The sequence below is a fragment of the Mesorhizobium sp. B2-7-2 genome (assembly GCF_006440775.1).
Classification (GTDB): Bacteria; Pseudomonadota; Alphaproteobacteria; order Rhizobiales; family Rhizobiaceae; genus Mesorhizobium.
This window is the reverse complement of record NZ_VFTZ01000061.1, coordinates 1-1,028: the sequence shown is the minus strand read 5'-3', so window position 1 is coordinate 1,028 and position 1,028 is coordinate 1. Positions and strand designations below refer to the sequence as shown.

Below are 1,028 nucleotides of genomic sequence, written 5' to 3'. Positions count from 1 at the left end.
GCACCTGAAGAGAAGGCGCGCGGCATCACGATCTCGACGGCGCATGTCGAGTATGAGACGGCCAACCGTCACTATGCCCATGTCGACTGCCCCGGCCACGCCGACTATGTGAAGAACATGATCACGGGTGCGGCGCAGATGGACGGCGCGATCCTGGTGGTTTCGGCGGCCGACGGCCCGATGCCGCAGACCCGCGAGCACATCCTGCTTGCCCGCCAGGTCGGCGTTCCCTCGATCGTGGTGTTCCTGAACAAGGTCGACCAGGTCGACGACGCCGAGCTGCTGGAGCTGGTCGAGCTCGAGGTTCGCGAGCTTCTGTCGAAGAACGAGTTCCCCGGCGACGACATTCCGATCGTCAAGGGTTCGGCGCTGGCTGCGTTGGAAGATTCCAACAAGACCATCGGCGAGGACGCCATCCGCGAGCTGATGGCGCAGGTCGACGCCTATATCCCGACGCCGGTTCGTCCGCTGGACAAGCCGTTCCTGATGCCGATCGAGGACGTGTTCTCGATCTCGGGCCGCGGCACGGTTGTGACCGGCCGCGTCGAGCGCGGCGTGGTCAAGGTCGGCGAGGAGCTGGAGATCGTCGGCATCCGTCCGACCACCAAGACGACCTGCACGGGCGTTGAGATGTTCCGCAAGCTGCTCGACCAGGGCCAGGCCGGCGACAACATCGGCGCGCTGCTGCGCGGCGTCGACCGTGAAGGTGTGGAGCGCGGCCAGGTTCTGGCCAAGCCGGGCACGGTCAAGCCGCACAAGAAGTTCGTGGCCGAAGCCTACATCCTGACCAAGGACGAGGGCGGCCGTCACACGCCGTTCTTCACCAACTACCGTCCGCAGTTCTACTTCCGCACGACGGACGTGACGGGCATCGTGACGCTGCCGGCCGGCACCGAGATGGTGATGCCCGGCGACAACATCACCGTCGACGTCGAGCTGATCGTGCCGATCGCGATGGAAGAGAAGCTGCGCTTCGCCATCCGTGAAGGCGGCCGCACCGTCGGTGCCGGCATCGTCGTCACCATCAA

Annotated in this window: 1 protein-coding gene; it reads left to right on the top strand. The window is 65.4% G+C overall.

Annotated features, from left to right (window positions below; all coding sequences use genetic code 11):
- Positions 1-1,028 (top strand): elongation factor Tu (gene tuf, locus FJ425_RS31425; protein ID WP_140727901.1); only part of this gene is annotated, 1,028 nt, incomplete at both ends.